The following is a 15,940-nucleotide window of genomic DNA, read 5'->3' on the forward strand; positions in this document are numbered from 1 at the left end:
GAGACCCCCGCAATGCCCCCCCACACCGACGACCTGCGCATCCGCAAACTTGAACCGCTGACCCCGCCGGCCCAGCTGCTGTCGCTGCTGCCCTGCGACGAGGAGGCCTCGCAGACCGTGGCCGATGCCCGCGCCGCGCTGCACCGCATCCTGCACGGCCAGGACGACCGCCTGGCCGTGGTGGTCGGCCCGTGTTCCATCCACGACCCGGTCGCGGCGATGGAGTACGCCCAGCGCCTGCGCCCGCTGCGCGATGCGCTCGGCGGCGAGCTGGAGATCGTCATGCGCGTGTACTTCGAGAAGCCGCGCACCACAGTCGGCTGGAAGGGCCTGATCAACGACCCGGACCTGGACGGCAGCTTCAACATCAACAAGGGCCTGCGCGTGGCGCGCGGCCTGCTGCGCGACATCAACCGCCTCGGCCTGCCGGCGGGCGTGGAGTTCCTGGACGTGATCTCGCCGCAGTACATCGCCGACCTGGTGGCCTGGGGCGCGATCGGCGCGCGCACCACCGAAAGCCAGGTGCACCGCGAGCTGGCCTCCGGGCTGTCGTGCCCGGTGGGCTTCAAGAACGGCACCACCGGTGACGTGAAGATCGCCGCCGACGCGGTCGGCGCGGCCTCGCACCCGCACCACTTCCTGTCGGTGACCAAGGAGGGCGGCACCGCCATCGTGGCCACCCAGGGCAACCCGGACTGCCACGTGATCCTGCGTGGCGGCAAGGCGCCCAACTACGACGCGGCCAGCGTGCAGGCGGCCAGCGAGGTGCTGGGCAAGTCGCAGCTGCCGGCACGGCTGATGATCGATGCCAGCCACGCCAACAGCAGCAAGAAGCCGGAGAACCAGCCGCGCGTGATCGAGGACATCGCCGGCCAGCTGGAGGGCGGTGAGCAGCGCATCGTCGGGGTGATGATCGAGAGCCACCTGGTGGCCGGCCGCCAGGAGCTGGTCCAGGGCCAGCCGCTGGTCTACGGGCAGAGCATCACCGATGGCTGCATCGACTGGGACAGCACCGTGCAGGTGCTTGAGCGGCTGGCCGAGGCCGTGCGTGGGCGCCGCCAGGCACAGCTGGAAGCGGCCGCCTGACTGGGCCAAGCGTGACAGCCACACTGGCACGCACCGGCCAGTCCAAGTAATTTACGCGGCGGGAGGCGCAACGCCTCCCGCCTGCTGTGGTCTCAGGGGAGAGCGCCTCACGCGGCAGGAAGCCTAGAAATCACCGCTTATGGAGAAGGAAGTGATGCGTATCCGTACGTGCAGTATGGTGCTGGCAATGATGCTGGTGCCGACCGTGGCGATGGCCAAGAGGGAAGTCGTGGATTCGGGCAGTGGCTGCCTGCAGAACCTGGCGGTGAGCGGTGGCTTCACCACCGGCAAGCAGTTCCTGGCCTCCACCGACCACGAAGGCATCAGCTACCCCGAGGCTTTCCGCAAGACCGTGGCCGCGATCGAGGCCGAGGGGCTGGTGGGTGTCTCGCCGAACGAGCAGACCGGCTACATCGCCGCCGAGCAGACGGTGCGCGGTGGTGGTGGCTCCACCGTGCCGCTGCGCACCACCGTGCGCCGCCAGAACGACGGGTCCATCCGCGTTGAAGTGCGTTTCAGCATCAAGGGCGGCCAGCTGACCTCCAACAAGGCGGTGGGTGAAGGCCTGTGCAAGATCGCCGACGCGGCGAGCCTGTAACAGCGGGCGGGAGCGCGCGTGGGTAACGGTGCCTGGTTCCTGTACCTGCTGGAATGCCGCGATGGCAGCTACTACGCGGGTATCAGCACCGATGTACAGGCGCGCTTCCAGGCCCATCTGGCCGGCAAGGGCGCGCGTTACACGCGCGCGCACCCGCCACTGCGGGTACTGGGCATGCGCCCGTACGCCGACCGTGCCGCCGCCTCGCGCGCGGAATGGCAGATCAAACAGCTCCCCCGCCAGCACAAGCTGGCGTGGCTGGAGCGGGCCGGGGATTGAGGTAGAGTCTGGCTTGCAGCCGCCGTTCCGGGCGGCGCCAACGCCCGGGCAGCCGGGCACCACAGCCACGCATGCGGCTGTCCAGCGGCATGTCGGCATCGTCCTCAAGCGGAGGGTTCGTGATGGCAGGTTGGTACGAGTTGGAGAAGAGCAAGGACGGGCAGTTCTACTTCGTGCTCAAGGCAGGCAACGCGGAGGTGATCCTCACCAGCGAGCGCTACACCACGCGCGCGTCGGCCGAGAACGGCATCGCCTCGGTGCAGAAGAACAGCCCCGATGAAGCGCATTACGAGCGCAAGACCAGCAGCGATGGTCGACACCATTTCAATCTCAAGGCCGCCAACCACCAGGTGATTGGCAGCAGCCAGCTGTACGCATCGCAGGCCGCGCGCGAGGCCGGCATCACCAGCGTCAAGGGCAATGGGCCGAGCACAACGGTGAAGGACAAGACGGCGGGGTAGTTGGGTTTTGCCCTCACCCCAACCCCTCTCCCGCGTGCGGGAGAGGGGCTTTGAAACTGCAGTTGCGCCGATCACTTCAAACTGTCGTGAACCTGGCCCCTCTCCCGCACGCGGGAGAGGGGTTGGGGTGAGGGCAGCACCAGCCAGCTCAATGCACCTCGTCCTGGTACACGAACTTGGGCATCTCCCAGCGGTAGCGGATGGCCAGCAGGCGCAGTGCGAAACCGCCCACCAGGCAGCACACGATCGCGGTGTCGTCGGCCACCTGCCAGTGCAGCAACAGCAGGTAAGCCGCACCGGTGAGCAGCGAGATGATCGCGTACAGCTCCTTCTGGAAGATCAGCGGCACCTCGTTGCAGAGGATGTCGCGCAGCACGCCGCCGAACGCGCCGGTCAGCATCCCGGCGATCAGCACGATCTGCGGCGCATGCCCGGCCTCGCGCGCGATGGCGCAGCCGATCAGGGTGAAGGCGATCAGGCCCAGCCCGTCCAGCACCAGGAAGGTGCTGCGGAAGTGGTGCATCCAGCGCGCCAGCCAGGTGGCGACCAGCGCCGCGCAGACGGTGAAGCCCAGGTACTCGGGGTGTTTCACCCAACCCAGCGGGTAGTGGCCGAGCAGGATGTCGCGCAGCGAGCCGCCGCCCAGGGCGGTGACGCAGGCGATCATGACCACGCCGAACAGGTCCATGCGGCGCCGGCCGGCGGCCAGCGCGCCGGTCATGGCTTCGGCGGAAATGGCGATCAGGTAGATGAGGGAAAGCAGCATGCTGTGGGTTCCTGGCAGAGCGGTGGGGCCGGCCACGTGCCTGCCGCCACCCTTGCCTGGGCAAGGATGGGACTGCGTTGACCGGTGCCGCTCCCGCTGTCCCTTGTGCCTGAGAGTTCAGCGGCGATGGCCGCGTGCCCCTTCGGCGGATCGCGCGGACGGTGTCCGGCGACCTCTCTCCAGCTCGGCGTGTCGGATGCATGGTTGGTGGGATTCCAGCCCACCGGCCTGAGCGATCATGGGAGCCTGCGCCTTCGGCGGGCACCAGCGTGGCGCCTCTCTCCTGCATCCGGGTGCCAGTGTAACTGCTGCGTTGCAGCATGAACTGGCCGGATCTGGCAGTCCGCGCCTGTCGGTGCCCCCGCTCCCACATGAAAACAGCCGGCGGCGGGGCCGTCGGCTGCTCCGGTGCTGCGACTGCATGCCCGCTGCCGCGGGCGTTGCTCAGGCCTTCATGCTGCCCGTGTCGATGTAGCGCTGGTGCCAGGACAGCGCTTCGGGCAGCAGGTGCGGGGTGTGCTTGCCGTAGCTGTCGCGGCAGGCGCGGTCGAAGTAGTCGTTGAGCTGGTCGCGGTAGCCCGGGTGCGCGCAGTTGTCGATCACCTGGCGGGCGCGGGCACGCGGCGGCAGGCCGCGCAGGTCGGCCAGGCCCTGCTCGGTGACGATGATCGAGACGTCGTGCTCGGTGTGGTCGACGTGGCTGACCATCGGCACGATCGCCGAGATGCTGCCGCCCTTGGCCATCGACGGGCTCAGGAAGGTGGACAGGAAGCCGTTGCGGGTGAAGTCGCCCGAACCGCCGATGCCGTTCATGATGCGGCTGCCCATGACGTGGGTGGAGTTCACGTTGCCGTAGATGTCCACCTCGATCATGCCGTTCATGCCGATGCAGCCCAGCCGGCGCACCAGCTCCGGGTGGTTCGACATTTCCTGCGTGCGCATGATGATGCGGTCGCGGTAGAACCGGATGTTGCGCTTGAACTCCTCGTTCGCCTCCGGGCTCAGCGCGAAGCCGGTGCACGAGGCGTACTCGAGCACGCCGGACTTGAGCAGGTCCAGCATGCCGTCCTGGATCACCTCGGTGAACGCACTGAGTCCGCGCAGGCCACTGTCGGCCAGGCCGGCGAGCACGGCGTTGGGGATGTTGCCCACGCCCGACTGCAGCGGCAGCAGGTTGTGCGGCAGGCGGCCCTTGGCCACTTCGTGCTTGAGGAACTCGATCAGGTGGCCGGCGATCAGGCGGCTGTCCTCGTCGATCGGCTTGAACGGGCTGTTGCGGTCCGGGCCATTGGTACGCACCACCGCCACGATCTTGTCCGGGTCCACGTCCAGCGTGGTCTGGCCAATGCGGTCGTTGGCGTGGATCAGCGGGATCGGCTTGCGGTGCGGCGGCAGCGCGGTGCCGTAGTAGATGTCGTGCATGCCCTCGATGTCGGCGGGCTGCCACTCGTTGACCTCGATGATCACCTTCTTGGCCAGGTCCAGCCAGGTCTTGTTGTTGCCGACCGAGGTGGACGGCACCAGCGCGCCGTCGGCGCGGATGGCCGAAACCTCGACCACCGCGGTATCGATCTCGCCATAGAAGCCGAACCAGACATGCTGGGCGACGTGCGAGAGGTGGATGTCGATGTAGTCCAGCTTGCCGTCGTTGATGCGCTTGCGGGCATCGGGGTCGGTCTGGAACGGCATGCGCATGGCGATGCCGTCGGCCTTGGCCAGCGCGCCGTCCAGTTCGGGCGCGGTGGAGGCACCGGTCATCAGCTTGATCTGGAACGGCAGGCCCTGCGCATGCACGTCCTCGATGCGCTTGGCCAGCGCCATCGGCACCGCCTTGGGGTAGCCCGAACCGGTGAAGCCGCTCATGGCGACGGTTTCGCCCGGCTGGATCAGCGCCGCGGCTTGTTCGGCGGAGACGATGCGGTCGCGCAGGCGCGCGTCCAGGATGCGTTCGACAGACATGACGACTACGGGTTGTTGTGGGGACCGTGGATTATCGCCCTTCCCGCGGGGCAGGGGGGTTCTACCTTGGTGGGATGGTTTTTGTGGCCCGCAGGCTCTTGTACCGCCAAGTACTGTTTTGCACTGCAGCGTGCAAGTTGCTTCCGCAGGCCGCACGATCGCCCTGCATCCCGACGTGGGGGAGGGAGCAAAGCCCGCTGACAGTTCGCTGTCAGCGGGCTTTTTTAATGGCCGATCGCCGCAGATGGCGACCGCTGGCATGCGCAGATGCCAGAATCGGAGGATGGAAAATTCCCCCGCCGTAGTTCCTGAATACGTTGCCCCGGTGATTGACCGGGCCTTGGCCCGCCTCAAGCTGGCGTTGCCGGACCCGGCGCGCTGGCCGCCGTCGCAGGACGTCGAGGCGGGGCTGCGCCGGCTGGCCATCGCCAGCGACTTCGCCATCGACACGCTGTGCCGGCAGCCGGAGCTGCTGGAGTGGCTGGCCGCCCCCGATCCGGCCCCGGTCCCGTTGCCCGGACTGGACCCGCTGCAGCCCACCGCCTGGCCCACCCAGCTGCGCCGCTACCGCGCGGCGGCCTCCACCCGGTTGATCTGGCGCGACCTGCAGGGGCTGGATGACGTGGACGCCACCCTGGCCGGGGCCACCCGGCTGGCCGAGGACTGCCTGCAGCTGGCGCTGGCCGCGCTGGAGCAGGAATTCGCCAGCCGCCACGGCGTGGTGCGCAGCGCCGACGGTGGCGTGCAGCGGTTGGTGGTGTTCGGGCTGGGCAAGCTCGGCGGCGGTGAGCTGAATTTCTCCTCCGACATCGACCTGGTCTACGCCTACCCGGAAGGCGGCGAGTCCGATGGCGCGCGTCCGCTGGCGGCCGAGGAGTACTTCGCGCGGTTGGGCCAACGCTTGGCCCGGCTGCTGGATGAAACCACCGCCGAAGGCTTCTGCCACCGCGTCGACCTGCGCCTGCGCCCATTCGGCACCGCCGGGCGGGTGGCCTTGTCGTTCGCCGGCATGGACCAGTACTTCCAGCGCGAGGGCCGCGACTGGGAGCGCTATGCCTGGATCAAGGCGCGCGCGGTGGCCGGTGACATCGCCGCCGGCGAGGCCTGGCTGGAAACGCTGCGGCCGTTCGTCTACCGCCGCTACCTGGATTTCACCGCACTCGATGGCCTGCGCGAGATGAAGGCGGCCATCACCGCCGAGGTCGCGCGCAAGGACCGCGTGGACGACATCAAGCGCGGCCCCGGTGGCATCCGCGAGATCGAGTTCCTGGCCCAGGCGCTGCAGTTGATCCGCGGCGGCCGCGAGGCGGCGCTGCGCGAGCGGCGCCTGCTGCCGGCACTGCGCGCGCTGATGGATGCCGGGCAGATGGCCAAGCAGGATGGCCAGGACCTGATCAGCGCCTACCGTTTCCTGCGGCGCGTGGAAAACCGCCTGCAGATGCTGCGCGATGCGCAGACCCACAGCCTGCCGACCGACCCGCTGGACCGCGAGCGCATCGCGCTGGGCCTGGACTACGCCAACTGGGAGGCGCTGCTGCGGGCGCTGGATGCGCAGCGCCAGCGCGTGGGCACCGAGTTCGGCGCGTTGCTGGCCCCGCGCCAGGGCCAGGCCGCGCCCGATGCGCTGGCCAGCTACTGGCGCGTGCTGCCCGGTGGCGGCAGCGCCGAGGTGCTGGCCGAGGCCGGTTTCGCCGATGCGGCCGGTGCCGACCAGTCGCTGCGTGAGTTCGCCCAGTCGCTGGGCGTGAAGTCGCTCTCGGACAACGCGCGCGCGCGGCTGGACCGGGTGCTGCCGGCGCTGCTGCATGCGGCCACCCGCTCACCGCAGCCGGACGCCGCGCTGCGGCGCGTGCTCGGGCTGCTGCAGTCGATCCTGCGGCGCACCAGCTACCTGGCACTGCTGGACGAACAGCCCAGCGCGCTGACCCGCCTGGTCAACGTGCTGGCGCGCAGCGCGCTGTTGTCCGAACGGTTGGTGGCGTTCCCGCTGTTGCTGGACGAACTGCTGGACACGCGCGTGGCCGGGCCGATGCCCGGGGCGCAGGAAATGCAGGACGCCTGTTCGGCCGCGCTGGTCATCGACGACCCGGAAGCGGCGCTGCGCGCGCTCAATGAAGTGCGCCTGGCGCTGAGCTTCCGTATGGCGCTGGCCTTCCACGATGGCCGCCAGCGTGCGGTGGACTGCACGTTGCAGTTGGCGCAGCTGGCCGATGCCGTGGTGGTCACCGTGCTGGAGATGGCGCGCGCGGACATGCGCCATGCACACGGTGAGGTGCCGGGCGGGCGCTTCGCGATCATCGGCTACGGCAGCCTGGGCGGCGAGGAGCTGGGCTTCGGCTCGGACTTGGACCTGGTGTTCCTGTATGACCATCCGGCCGAGGCCGAGGAGAGCGATGGCAAGCGACCGCTGGAAAGCGGGCGCTGGTTCGCACGCCTGGCGCAGAAGGTGATGGCGCTGCTGTCGGCGGTGACCGCCGCCGGGCGCCTGTATGACATCGACGTGCGGCTGCGCCCGGACGGTGGCAAGGGCGCGCTGGTGTCTTCGCTGGCCAGCTACACCGAGTACCAGCGCGAGCGTGCCTGGACCTGGGAACACCAGGCGCTGGTACGCGCGCGCGGGGTTGCCGGCACCGGGTCGCTGCTGGCCGATTTCGAGCAGGTGCGCGATGCCACGCTGGGCCGGGCGCGCGACGCGGAAACCCTGTTCGGCGACGTGATGAAGATGCGCGGCCGCATGCGCGCCGAACTGGACCGCAGCGATGCCGGACGGCTGGACCTGAAGCAGGGTGCGGGCGGGCTGGTCGACCTGGAGTTCGTGCTGCAGACCGGGGTGCTGTCGCAGGCCGCGGAGCATCACGCGCTGTGCGGGCCCCGCCAGACCCCACGCCTGATCACCGCCCTGGCCGGCGTCGGTTGGCTGCAGGAAGACACCGCGGCGGCGCTGCACGATGCGCACGCGACGCTGCTGGACGTGGGGCTGGGCTGCACGTTGGACCGGCGCCCGCGCATGGCGGTGCCGACGGCGGAGATCCAGGCCGCCTGTGCGGCGATCACCGCCGCGGCGGTGGACAAGGGCCTGGTGTTCCCGGGTGGCGCCGGGGAGTGAGGCACGCCGGCGGCGAGGCGCCTGGCGGTTACTGCTTCACCGGTGCCATCTTCCACAGCAGGGCACGGAACGGCGCCAGCAGGCACAGGCCGATGCCGAGCTTGACCAGCCAGTCGCCGACCGCCCAGCTGACCCACGGCAACTGCGAACCGGCGAAGGCGATCGACCAGAAGATGGCCGTGTCCAGCGTGGCGCTGCAGGTGGTGGCCACCATTGGCGCGCGCCACCAGTTGCCCACGCGCAGGCGGTCGAACACGGTGATGTCCAGCAGCTGCGCGCAGATGAAGGCCAGGCACGAGGCCACCGCGATGCGCGGGGTGGCGATCCAGACCGACAGCACCACCGCCACCGCGAAACCGGCCCAGGCCACGCGGCGCGCGGCCTGCGGGCCGAAGCGGCGGTTGATCAGGTTGCTGACCAGGAACGCGACCGGGTAGCTGAAGGCACCCCAGGTCAACCAGTCATTGATCGGGTACTGCACCAGCACATTCGAGCCCAGCACCACGGCGCCCATCGCCAGCACTGCCAGCAGCAGCGAGGTGGGGGTGAGCGGGGCGAAGCGGATGGACGGATGTGGGGACATGGGTACTACGGGCAGCACCGTGAGGCGCCGTATCGACAAGGGAGAGGAGGGCAGCCGCGCCCGGACGGGCAGCAAGGCAGGCGCGCATTGTACCCGCAGGTTGCTGGCCACCATGTAAAGGCGGCCCAGACCTCGTCGCCAGGGGATGCGCACAAAGCCCCTCTCCCGCCTGCGGGAGAGGGGTTGGGGTGAGGGCAGCTTGAGCAGGGGGCCGCCGGGGGTCAAACCCCTCCCCAACCCTCCCCTCCGCCTACGGCGCAAGGGTGGGGGCCAAAGCGGCTTTTGCCGCAATCTGAAAGACCATGCGGAACCACCCCCTCCCTTGCGCCGCAGGCGGAGGGGAGGGCCGGGGAGGGGTAAGCCTTCCCCCGTCAAAGCACCTGCGTGCGGCTGTCGTCGGAGGCTTCGACGGTCGGCACGAAGGTCAGCACCGCGCCGTCCTCGGCGCGCAGCATCCAGCCGGCGCCCTGCGGGCTGGGGGTGAAGGCGACCCGTTGGCCGACGTTGAAGTTGGCGGCCGGGTTGTCCTCGCGCTGCGGCCAATGCAGTTGCGCGGTGTTCTCCGCGTTGCTCGGGTCTTCCAGCGCGACGGTGCGGCCGCCATCGGCTGCTTCGGTGATCGACTTCACCTGCATGTCCGGCAGCGGGCCGGCGGTCAGGCGCCGTGCCTGGCGGTCATTGCGCGCCCGGGTGGACGACTCGCCGGCCTTGCCGCTCACGCCGGCGGCAAGGAACAGCGGCGCCGATACCAGCATCGAGGCGCCCGCAGACACCACCAGCGTGCTGATCTCGGACTTGTTCATGCCTTCGCCGGCGCGTGCCGGCGCCACCGCCAGCAGGCAGGTCACGGCGACGCTGGCGACAAACAGGGTAAGCGGGGTCTTCATGGGAATTCCTGGGGAAAGAAAAACGACGGGTTCACAACGTGCGGGTGCGGCTTTCATCCACCGCCTCGATGCTCGGCACGAACGCCAGCGCCGTGCCCTCGGTATCACGCAGCATCCAGCCGGCGCCCTGCGGGCTGGGCTGGAAGGCGATCATCGCCCCCACGCGGAAGCCGGCCGCGGGGTCGTCCTCGCGCTTGGGCCATTCCAGCGTGGCGCGGTTCTCGGGATTGCCGGGGTCTTCCAGCGCCACCCGGCGGCCGCCATCGGCCGCGGTCTCGATCGACTTGACCTCCAGGTCCGGCAGGTGCCCGGCCCTGAGGCGGCGCTTCTCCCCGCGGCGCTCGCGCGATGCCTTGGACATGTCGGCCGCGCCGCGCACGCCGGCGGCCGACAGGAACATCGGCCCGGACACCACCATCACCGCGCTGAAGCCGGCCACCAGCACCGAGCCCTGCGAGCCGTTGAGGTTCAGTCCGTCCATGCCCGCCTGTGCGGGGGCGCTGGCCAGGCCCAGGCTGGCGACGACGGCGAAGGCGAGTGCGCTGCTGCGGATCAGGTGCTTCATGGGGAGGACGCCTGTCGTGGGGACGCCATGCCGGTCACCGCCGGCACCGGGGTCTGGTGGGGGATGGACAACTCGCGTTCCAGCGCGCCGCTGCGGTGCAGGAAGTCGAACACCGACTCCACCGTCACCACCGAATAGTTGCCGGAGATGCGTTCGCTGGCCGGATGGTCGGTGACGGCCACGTTGTCGGCGAAGAACCGCGCACCCAGGCGCTTGCCGATGCCGATGTGCATGCGGCTGGGCGTGTAGCCACGCTGCTTGAGCCAATCCAGGGTGCGCTTGCGGTCGTCCAGCACGGTGCCGTCGCCGGACTGCGCCATCGCCGCGGCGGTGACCTCCAGGATCCACTGGTTGGAATTCTGGTACTCGGTGCTGCCGGGGTAGGCCAGCATGCTGTAGCGCGGCTCATGCAACGCACGGGCCTGCGGCGCCGCGCCGGCCAGCAGCGCCTTCAATGCGCCGCGCACCGCCGGCGTCGGGACGCCCACGCGCAGGTCGGTGGTGATCGAGCTTTCGCCGACCAGGTTGACCAGGCCTTCGCGGTACAGGTCGGAGTGGTCGGTCTTGCAGCGGTTGAGCAGGTGCACCACGTCCCAGCTGCCCTGGTCATTGCGGACCAGGAAGGCCAGGTGGCTGTGGCGCAGGCCGTACTTGCTCAGGTCCTGGCCGCCGCGCGCGGCCAGCACCACGTCCACGTCGGGCAGGGCATCGAGCGTGTCCGCGGTGACCGCGGCCATGTCGAACATCGCCGCGATGGTGGTCGGCGGCGGATAGCGCGGTGCGCAGGCCTGCTGGGCAAAGGCCGGTGCGGTGAGGGCGGACAACCCGATGCAGGCGGTCAGCAGGCGTGTTCTGCAATGTTTCATTGGCGCGCATCCTTGCATGGCATTCGAAAAGGAATCGTTAGTTCAGGGGCTGCCGGCACGGCCGCCTTGCGTTCGCGCAGACCGTGGCACCGGGCCACGTGCGGTGGGGCATGGCCGGTTACAGGCCCAGCCGTGCGCGGACGTCGGCCGCGATCCGTGCCGTCTCCCGCAATGGCTCGACGTCCTGTGCGGGCGGATCAAGCACCGCCAGGCCGTCCAGCAACCGCCCGCGTTCGCGCAACGCGGCCTGGAAATGCGCCATCCGCCCCTGCGCGCGCTGTCCCAGCAGCACGCCTACCGGCACCCGCGTGGCGCAGGCCTCGGACAGCAGGTTCACCGAGTCCGGCGTGCACACGATGCGGTCGGCCCAGCCCAGCAGCCCCGCATAGGGGTTGGACCCATCGCCGCCATCGCTCCAGATCACCCCGGGCACGTCGTCGAAGGCTCGCAGCAGGGCCTGTGTGGTCGCCCGCGGGGTGCGCCGCGAGGTGGTCGCCAGCACGCTGCCGCCGTCGGCGCGGATGCGCGCGGCCAGTTGCGCGAACAGCGGCTGCAGGTCGGCGTCCTGCCACGGCGCATGGTCGGTGGGGCCACCGACGAGCAGCGCGGTGCGCGGGCCGGGCAGTTGTTCGAAGCTGGAGAACGCCGCGCGGCCCCAGGCCAGCCAGTCGTCGTTGACCGGGTTGAGGCTGCCCAGCAGGGTGAGCACGTTGTCGCCGCGCAGGCGGTCATGCTCGGGCACCACCACCAGGTCCCAGTGGCGCGCGCCGATGCGCGGGTCCAGGATCTGCACGGTGCGGGTGCCGCGGCGGCCCAGCAGCCGCAGCGCCGCTGCGGCCTGCCGGCCACAGCCGATGGCCAGCCCCGGCGGGTTGCCGGCCAGCTCGGCGAAGGTGGGGCCAAAGCCGTGCGCGGCGCCGGGCAGCAGCCGCGGCGACAGCCAGCGCCAGGGCGCCTGCGGCTGCAATGCCAGCCGTTGTTGGCCACCCAGGCGCAGCGTCGATGCCAACGCCACGGCCTGGCGCACGTTGCCGGCGCGGCCGTCGGTGATCGTCCAGGGAAGCGTCGATCGTTTCGCGTATGGCATTAATTCGTTTCAGTAAGTCTGGGTGTTGCAACAGTCGGGGCGTTCTACACTGCGTCCTTGCATCGACGTTGCCATTGTCCGGGGCTTTCCGGCGCAATGCACGACCGTAGCCCTTTCACCACGGAGTTTCCATGTCCGACATCTTCAACGATGCCGCGCTTGACCAGCTGTTCCGCACCGCCCGTACCCAGAACGCCTTCCAGGACCGCCCGGTCGAGGACAGCCAGCTGCGTGCCCTGTACGACCTGCTGAAGTGGGCGCCGACCTCGGCCAACTCGAGCCCGGCACGCTTCGTGTTCGTGAAGTCCGCCGAGGCCAAGCAGAAGCTGGCGCCGGCCCTGTCCGAGGGCAACCTGGCCAAGACCCTGGCCGCGCCGGTCACGGCGATCATCGGTTTCGACCAGGATTTCCACGAGAAGCTGCCGTACCTGTTCCCGCACGCCGACGCCAAGTCCTGGTTCGACGGCCCGCGCGAAGGCCGCCACGAGGCGGCGTTCCGCAACGGCACCCTGCAGGGTGCCTACCTGATCCTGGCCGCCCGCACGCTGGGCCTGGATGCCGGCCCGATGTCCGGCTTCGACCCGGCCAAGGTGGACGAAGCGTTCTTCGCCGGCACTGCCATCAAGTCCAATTTCCTCGTCAACCTGGGCTATGGCGACCCGTCCGGCGTGTTCCCGCGCCTGCCGCGGCTGTCTTTCGACGAAGCCGCGCGCATCGAGTAAGTGTTGCACCGGCGGCGTCCCTCACATCGGGCAACGCCGGGTATGTTGAAACTGCCTGCATTCCCCATTCCCGTCCTCAAGGAGAGTTCCATGTCCAACCTGTCCAAGCTGTTGCTCCCGCTGGCGCTGGCCGCCGCCATCACCGCCTGCTCCAAGCCGGCCGACCAGGCCGCCGCACCGGCCGCCACCCCGGCTGAAACCGCTGCGCCGGCCGAAGCCGCCGCCGCTGCCCCGGCCGCCCCGGAAGCGGCCGCCATCCAGGTTGCCGCCGGCACCTACAAGCTCGACCCGACCCACACCGACGTGCTGGTGCAGTGGAACCACCTGGGCTTCTCCAACCCGACCGCGCACTTCGGCAACGCCGACGGCACCCTGGTGTACGACGCCGCCGACGTGACCAAGTCGACCGTGGAAGTGACCCTGCCGCTGTCGGGCCTGAACAGCTTCACCGCCAAGTTCGACGAGCACCTGCGCAGCGCCGATTTCTTCGACGCCGCCAAGTTCCCGACCGCCACCTTCAAGAGCACCAAGGTGGAAGCGGCCGGCACCAACAAGCTGACCGTCACCGGTGACCTGACCGTCAAGGGCGTGACCAAGCCGGTCGTGCTGGACGTGACCGTCAACGGTGCCGGCGAGCACCCGATGGCCAAGGTGCCGGCCGTCGGCTTCGACGCCACCGCCACCCTGAAGCGCAGCGATTTCGGCATGGGTGCCTACGTGCCGAACGTCGGCGACGAGATCAAGGTGCGCATCACCACCGAAGCCCTGATCCCGAAGGCTGAAGAAGCCAAGGCCGAGTAATCGGCTCCGGCCCCGGCCGGCATGCGACATGACAAAGGCCCGCCAGCAATGGCGGGCCTTTGTTCTGGATGGGAGCAGTGCCGCTGCCGTCCCTTTGCCGCAGGCAGGGCGAGGGCCGGGGATAGGTAACGCGCTTACTCGCAGCGCACCGCGGTGATCATATTCCCCGCATCCACGTACACCCGCAGGCGGTCCTGGCGGATGTCGCGCGAGACGATGGTGCCCGGGCCGATCGGGTTGACCAGGCCGGCGCCACTTTCCTGCTTCAGGCGGCGGATGGTGGGTTCGTCGTTGGTCTTGCCCACGGCCCACTGCACGCCGGCATCGCTGCAGCGACCGAAGTCGGTGTCGCGCGCGGCCGACGGGGTGGGCGTGCTCTGGCAGGCACTCAGGCCGGCTGCCAGCACAGCGGCAACCAGCAGCGTACGAAGGGAAGTGGCGCGCTCCATGGGCATTCCAATGGCAACAGGGGCGCTGAGCATAGCAGCGCCATTTTGTACGGATGCCGTCCGGCGCGGCGGCCGGGCGGCGATTACTCGCAGCGCACGGCGGTGATCACGTTCCCGGCGTCCAGGTACACCCGCAGGCGGTCCTGGCGGATGTCGCGCGAGACGATGGTGGTCGGCGTGATCGGGTTGACCAGGCCGGCGCCGCTTTCACGCGAAAGCCGGCGCATGGTGGCCTCGTCGCCCGGCTGCCCCACCGCCCATTGCAGGTCGGTCGCGCTGCAGCGGCCATCGCCGGCGATGGTCGGCCCGGGCGTGGTCAGGCAGCCACCCAATGCCGCAGCGAACACGATGGAAGCGGCGGGCAACAACGCCTTGTGGATGCGGAACAGGTTCATGCGTGGACCCGGGAGTCTGCGGCCGGAGGTGGTTGGGCCGAGCATACCAGCCGGCAATGGCCGCACGATTGATCCGAAACAATGTGTGCGTGCGTGAGATTCCCCACCATCCCGAACGACGCCGCTTCTGCGGTTTCAACCTGCACGCGGCAACGGGTTGCGAAGCCGATCACACCCGCGCATTCGGCGCCGCCTGCGCGCAACACATTGGTGGCATGATCCGGCCTGCATGCAATGTGCTGTTCAACTTTAGGGGAGTGATCCATGAAGCGCATCAGACGATCCATTGCCGCTGCCTGTGCCACGTTCCTGTGTGGTGCACTGGCCCTTCCGCAGGCCGAAGCCTGCACACGTTTCGTCTATCACGGTGCCAACGGTGAAGTGATCACCGGGCGCTCGATGGACTACAAGATCGACACCGGCACGCACCTGTGGACCTTCCCGCGCGGCATGAAGCGCAGTGGCGAAGCCGGGCCCAACTCGCTGCAGTGGACCTCACGCTACGGCAGCGTCATCGCCAGTGCCTACGACATCTCCACCACCGACGGCATGAACGAAGCCGGGCTGGTCGCCAACCTGTTGTGGCTGGCCGAATCGGAATACCCCGAGCGCACCACCGGCAAGCCGGGCCTGAGCATCGCGGCGTGGACGCAGTACGTGCTGGACAACTTCGGCAGCGTCGACGAAGCGGTGAAGGCGCTCTCACGCGAGCCGTTCCTGCTGGTCTCCGACAGCCCGCCCGGCGAGCAGCGCATGGCCACGCTGCACCTGTCCATCTCCGATGCCAGCGGCGACAGCGCCATCATCGAGTACATCAAGGGCAAGCAGGTCATCCACCACAGCCGCGACTACCAGGTGATGACCAACTCGCCGATCTTCGAGGAGCAGCTGGCGCTGGAAAGCTACTGGCGGCAGATCGGCGGCACCGTGATGTTGCCCGGCACCAACCGCGCCTCCGATCGCTTCGCGCGTGCGTCGTTTTACGTCAACGCCATTCCCAAGGCCGAGGACCCGGTGGAATCCATCGCCAGCGTGTTCAGCGTGATCCGCAACGTGTCGGTGCCGTACGGCATCACCACGCCGGACCAGCCCAACATCTCCTCCACGCGCTGGCGCACCGTGGCCGACCAGAAGCGCCTGCTGTACTTTTTCGAATCGGCACTCACGCCCAACGTGTTCTGGGTGGACATGAAGAAGCTCGATTTCAGCGAGGCCAGCGGCAAGGTACGGCGGCTGGACCTGGGCGAGTTCCAGCGCACCACCTACGCCGGTGAGGCGAATGACCAGTTCAAGGAAACGCCCGCGTTCCGCTTCCTGGGGATCTGAGCGG

At 69.0% G+C, this 15,940-nt stretch carries 17 protein-coding genes and 2 riboswitches; of the genes, 8 read left to right on the forward strand and 9 right to left on the reverse strand.

Annotated features, from left to right (window positions below; genetic code table 11):
- Positions 1-12: 12 nt before the first annotated feature.
- The 4 genes from ATCM_RS06045 (at position 13) to ATCM_RS06060 (ending at position 2,424) form a co-directional block, all read left to right on the forward strand.
- Complete coding sequence (locus ATCM_RS06045; RefSeq protein ID WP_132863409.1) at positions 13-1,086, forward strand: 3-deoxy-7-phosphoheptulonate synthase; 1,074 nt, start codon at positions 13-15, stop codon at positions 1,084-1,086.
- Positions 1,087-1,240: 154 nt separating this feature from the next.
- Positions 1,241-1,684: a hypothetical protein gene (locus tag ATCM_RS06050; protein WP_132863410.1), complete on the forward strand. Its 444-nt coding sequence runs from the start codon at positions 1,241-1,243 to the stop codon at positions 1,682-1,684.
- An 18-nt stretch (positions 1,685-1,702) separates the two neighbouring features.
- The gene (locus ATCM_RS06055) at positions 1,703-1,963 is read left to right on the forward strand and encodes a GIY-YIG nuclease family protein (RefSeq protein WP_132863412.1); all 261 of its coding nucleotides are present in this window, start codon (positions 1,703-1,705) and stop codon (positions 1,961-1,963) included.
- Between the two features lie 122 nt (positions 1,964-2,085).
- Positions 2,086-2,424, forward strand: a complete 339-nt coding sequence (locus ATCM_RS06060; protein ID WP_132863414.1) for a YegP family protein — start codon at positions 2,086-2,088, stop codon at positions 2,422-2,424.
- 148 nt (positions 2,425-2,572) lie between these two features.
- Here the strand turns inward: ATCM_RS06060 and ATCM_RS06065 are convergent, their stop codons facing one another.
- The gene (locus ATCM_RS06065) at positions 2,573-3,190 is read right to left on the reverse strand and encodes a trimeric intracellular cation channel family protein (protein WP_132863415.1); all 618 of its coding nucleotides are present in this window, start codon (positions 3,188-3,190) and stop codon (positions 2,573-2,575) included.
- Positions 3,191-3,278: 88 nt separating this feature from the next.
- Positions 3,279-3,383: riboswitch (glycine riboswitch) on the reverse strand.
- A gap of 13 nt (positions 3,384-3,396) precedes the next feature.
- A riboswitch (glycine riboswitch) is annotated at positions 3,397-3,486 on the reverse strand.
- 148 nt (positions 3,487-3,634) lie between these two features.
- Positions 3,635-5,149: an acetyl-CoA hydrolase/transferase family protein gene (locus ATCM_RS06070; RefSeq protein ID WP_132863417.1), complete on the reverse strand. Its 1,515-nt coding sequence runs from the start codon at positions 5,147-5,149 to the stop codon at positions 3,635-3,637.
- Positions 5,150-5,432: 283 nt separating this feature from the next.
- On the opposite strand from ATCM_RS06070, the gene glnE reads away from it, so the two are divergent.
- Positions 5,433-8,255, forward strand: a complete 2,823-nt coding sequence (glnE, locus tag ATCM_RS06075; protein WP_132863418.1) for a bifunctional [glutamate--ammonia ligase]-adenylyl-L-tyrosine phosphorylase/[glutamate--ammonia-ligase] adenylyltransferase — start codon at positions 5,433-5,435, stop codon at positions 8,253-8,255.
- 28 nt (positions 8,256-8,283) lie between these two features.
- Here the strand turns inward: glnE and ATCM_RS06080 are convergent, their stop codons facing one another.
- The 5 genes from ATCM_RS06080 to ATCM_RS06100 all read right to left on the reverse strand — a co-directional run bounded on the left by ATCM_RS06080 (position 8,284) and on the right by ATCM_RS06100 (position 12,243).
- A complete protein-coding gene (locus tag ATCM_RS06080; protein ID WP_132863419.1) occupies positions 8,284-8,838 on the reverse strand; it encodes a queuosine precursor transporter in 555 nt (184 codons plus the stop codon).
- Positions 8,839-9,209: 371 nt separating this feature from the next.
- Positions 9,210-9,725, reverse strand: coding sequence for a hypothetical protein (locus ATCM_RS06085; protein WP_132863420.1), 516 nt, complete (start codon positions 9,723-9,725; stop codon positions 9,210-9,212).
- A 31-nt stretch (positions 9,726-9,756) separates the two neighbouring features.
- Positions 9,757-10,290: a hypothetical protein gene (locus ATCM_RS06090; RefSeq protein ID WP_132863422.1), complete on the reverse strand. Its 534-nt coding sequence runs from the start codon at positions 10,288-10,290 to the stop codon at positions 9,757-9,759.
- A complete protein-coding gene (locus ATCM_RS06095; protein ID WP_132863423.1) occupies positions 10,287-11,156 on the reverse strand; it encodes a DUF2145 domain-containing protein in 870 nt (289 codons plus the stop codon). The genes ATCM_RS06090 and ATCM_RS06095 overlap by 4 nt, the downstream gene beginning before the upstream one ends.
- Positions 11,157-11,274: 118 nt before the next feature.
- Entirely contained in the window at positions 11,275-12,243 is a 969-nt protein-coding gene (locus tag ATCM_RS06100) for a mitochondrial fission ELM1 family protein (RefSeq protein WP_132863424.1), read from the reverse strand.
- Positions 12,244-12,374: 131 nt separating this feature from the next.
- Between ATCM_RS06100 and ATCM_RS06105 the strand changes: the two genes are divergently transcribed.
- Positions 12,375-12,965 carry a malonic semialdehyde reductase gene (locus tag ATCM_RS06105; RefSeq protein WP_132863426.1) on the forward strand — a complete coding sequence of 197 codons (591 nt, stop codon included), beginning with the start codon at positions 12,375-12,377 and terminating at the stop codon, positions 12,963-12,965.
- Between the two features lie 90 nt (positions 12,966-13,055).
- Complete coding sequence (locus ATCM_RS06110; RefSeq protein ID WP_132863428.1) at positions 13,056-13,766, forward strand: YceI family protein; 711 nt, start codon at positions 13,056-13,058, stop codon at positions 13,764-13,766.
- A 134-nt stretch (positions 13,767-13,900) separates the two neighbouring features.
- Here ATCM_RS06110 and ATCM_RS06115 read toward each other — a convergent pair whose 3' ends face one another.
- Together ATCM_RS06115 and ATCM_RS06120 are read right to left on the reverse strand one after the other, a co-directional pair.
- Positions 13,901-14,221 (reverse strand): hypothetical protein, encoded by a 321-nt coding sequence (locus ATCM_RS06115; protein WP_132863429.1) that lies wholly within the window; start codon positions 14,219-14,221, stop codon positions 13,901-13,903.
- Positions 14,222-14,298: 77 nt separating this feature from the next.
- Positions 14,299-14,610 (reverse strand): I78 family peptidase inhibitor, encoded by a 312-nt coding sequence (locus ATCM_RS06120; protein ID WP_132863431.1) that lies wholly within the window; start codon positions 14,608-14,610, stop codon positions 14,299-14,301.
- A 264-nt stretch (positions 14,611-14,874) separates the two neighbouring features.
- On the opposite strand from ATCM_RS06120, the gene ATCM_RS06125 reads away from it, so the two are divergent.
- Positions 14,875-15,936 carry a linear amide C-N hydrolase gene (locus ATCM_RS06125; RefSeq protein ID WP_132863432.1) on the forward strand — a complete coding sequence of 354 codons (1,062 nt, stop codon included), beginning with the start codon at positions 14,875-14,877 and terminating at the stop codon, positions 15,934-15,936.
- Positions 15,937-15,940: the final 4 nt, after the last annotated feature.

This window comes from Stenotrophomonas sp. ATCM1_4 (genome assembly GCF_004348115.1).
Taxonomy (GTDB): domain Bacteria; phylum Pseudomonadota; class Gammaproteobacteria; order Xanthomonadales; family Xanthomonadaceae; genus Stenotrophomonas; species Stenotrophomonas capsici.

Coding starts and splice junctions, on each gene's coding strand:
- ATCM_RS06060 (WP_132863414.1), top strand. CDS start 2,086: ATGGCAGGTTGGTACGAGTTGGAGAAGAGCAAGGACGGGCAGTTCTAC.
- ATCM_RS06105 (WP_132863426.1), top strand. CDS start 12,375: ATGTCCGACATCTTCAACGATGCCGCGCTTGACCAGCTGTTCCGCACC.
- ATCM_RS06045 (WP_132863409.1), top strand. CDS start 13: ATGCCCCCCCACACCGACGACCTGCGCATCCGCAAACTTGAACCGCTG.
- ATCM_RS06070 (WP_132863417.1), bottom strand. CDS start 5,149: ATGTCTGTCGAACGCATCCTGGACGCGCGCCTGCGCGACCGCATCGTC.
- ATCM_RS06050 (WP_132863410.1), top strand. CDS start 1,241: ATGCGTATCCGTACGTGCAGTATGGTGCTGGCAATGATGCTGGTGCCG.
- ATCM_RS06115 (WP_132863429.1), bottom strand. CDS start 14,221: ATGCCCATGGAGCGCGCCACTTCCCTTCGTACGCTGCTGGTTGCCGCT.
- ATCM_RS06125 (WP_132863432.1), top strand. CDS start 14,875: ATGAAGCGCATCAGACGATCCATTGCCGCTGCCTGTGCCACGTTCCTG.
- ATCM_RS06120 (WP_132863431.1), bottom strand. CDS start 14,610: ATGAACCTGTTCCGCATCCACAAGGCGTTGTTGCCCGCCGCTTCCATC.
- ATCM_RS06080 (WP_132863419.1), bottom strand. CDS start 8,838: ATGTCCCCACATCCGTCCATCCGCTTCGCCCCGCTCACCCCCACCTCG.
- ATCM_RS06100 (WP_132863424.1), bottom strand. CDS start 12,243: ATGCCATACGCGAAACGATCGACGCTTCCCTGGACGATCACCGACGGC.
- ATCM_RS06090 (WP_132863422.1), bottom strand. CDS start 10,290: ATGAAGCACCTGATCCGCAGCAGCGCACTCGCCTTCGCCGTCGTCGCC.
- ATCM_RS06110 (WP_132863428.1), top strand. CDS start 13,056: ATGTCCAACCTGTCCAAGCTGTTGCTCCCGCTGGCGCTGGCCGCCGCC.
- ATCM_RS06065 (WP_132863415.1), bottom strand. CDS start 3,190: ATGCTGCTTTCCCTCATCTACCTGATCGCCATTTCCGCCGAAGCCATG.
- ATCM_RS06095 (WP_132863423.1), bottom strand. CDS start 11,156: ATGAAACATTGCAGAACACGCCTGCTGACCGCCTGCATCGGGTTGTCC.
- glnE (WP_132863418.1), top strand. CDS start 5,433: ATGGAAAATTCCCCCGCCGTAGTTCCTGAATACGTTGCCCCGGTGATT.
- ATCM_RS06085 (WP_132863420.1), bottom strand. CDS start 9,725: ATGAAGACCCCGCTTACCCTGTTTGTCGCCAGCGTCGCCGTGACCTGC.